A 1,158-nucleotide genomic window follows, 5' to 3' on the forward strand; every position below is an offset into this window, starting at 1 on the left:
CATTTTGTCACAGATTGACGACCTTTCGACGTCACTGCGAACGTGGTCGGGCTCGACGTTGGATTTGTTTCTGCTAGAGATGAAAGTCAACGTGGCGGCTGCGCGCCAAATCGTGATGTTCAGCATCATTTTTACGCTGCTGTCGGTGCTGTTTATCTTCAGTGTGTGTTTGGCTGCGGGTGTAGTGACGTACCACTTTACCGCTCAACTACTGCTAAGTGTTGGCGTGTTTATTGTGTCGTTAGGTCTAGCGTTAGTTGGGTTAGCGTGGTGGCAGAAGCGGCTGACGCACTTCCTTGGTTTCAAAAATACAACCGACCAATTGCAGGAGGGCTGGCATGCGTTCTCTAACCAAACTCGACCGAGCCATGCAGATAAAACGCATCGAGGGTAAAGCGGCTTTGGAGCAATGCTTGCTGGATAAGCAAACCCTCAAATTTACCTCGAACCGATTCGTGCAAGAAAACCCGTGGACTGCGCTTGGGTTGAGCGCTTTTGCCGCGATTGCTGTTGCGAAAGCTGGGCGACTGTCTCGCGTCACGTCATCTTTCTCCTCCATCAGTTTGCTGCTCAATGGCGCGATGGATTTGAGTGGTCAGCTAGCCAAATCTTCGTCGTCTGCTGCATCCTCAAAAGAAGCAGGTGAAGAAGCGGCTCAACCTTCCGATTTACCACCTCATCAGTAGAGGACGCGCATGAATGGAAAATTAAACCTTCCCATCAATACCGTGATTGGTGTGTCTCTGCTGGTGTTATTGCTTGTTCCTGCGCTCTACTTCGCCAAACCGGTGCTGTTACCTATGGTGATAAGTACGTTCGTGGCACTGCTGTTTAGCCCGCTGATCAATTATTTTGAAGATAAAGGTCTGCCACGCACGATAACCGTGGTGGTGACGTTGACGTTACTGGTGAGTGTTTCAATACTCGGTTTAGCGGCGATATCAGAACCCGCGAAACAATGGTGGGCTGAGTTGCCAAGCATCGTCCAAAACGTTTCGCAGGAAGTGAATGAAGTGACCAAAGCGTCGTCAGAGCACATGAACGCGCCGCTTGAGATCGCCAGTGACATGAACATTGACGAGATGGGTAACAACACGGTGTTTTCTCTGCTGAAAGCGCTCGCGACCACCACACCAACGCTGTTAACTCAGGCGATGA

At 50.5% G+C, this 1,158-nt stretch carries 3 protein-coding genes; all 3 read left to right on the forward strand.

Going from position 1 to position 1,158, the window contains the following annotated elements:
* Positions 1 to 394, forward strand: a 394-nt coding sequence (locus tag R7Q48_RS24510) for a phage holin family protein (protein WP_029807081.1), incomplete at its 5' end; no start/stop codon positions are given.
* On the forward strand, positions 339 to 686 hold the full coding sequence (locus R7Q48_RS24515) for a hypothetical protein (protein ID WP_318132699.1): 348 nt from the start codon (positions 339 to 341) through the stop codon (positions 684 to 686). The genes R7Q48_RS24510 and R7Q48_RS24515, both read left to right, overlap by 56 nt.
* Positions 687 to 695: 9 nt before the next feature.
* On the forward strand, positions 696 to 1,158 hold a 463-nt coding region (locus tag R7Q48_RS24520), incomplete at its 3' end, for an AI-2E family transporter (RefSeq protein ID WP_318132701.1).

The organism is Vibrio sp. 378 (assembly GCF_033339435.1).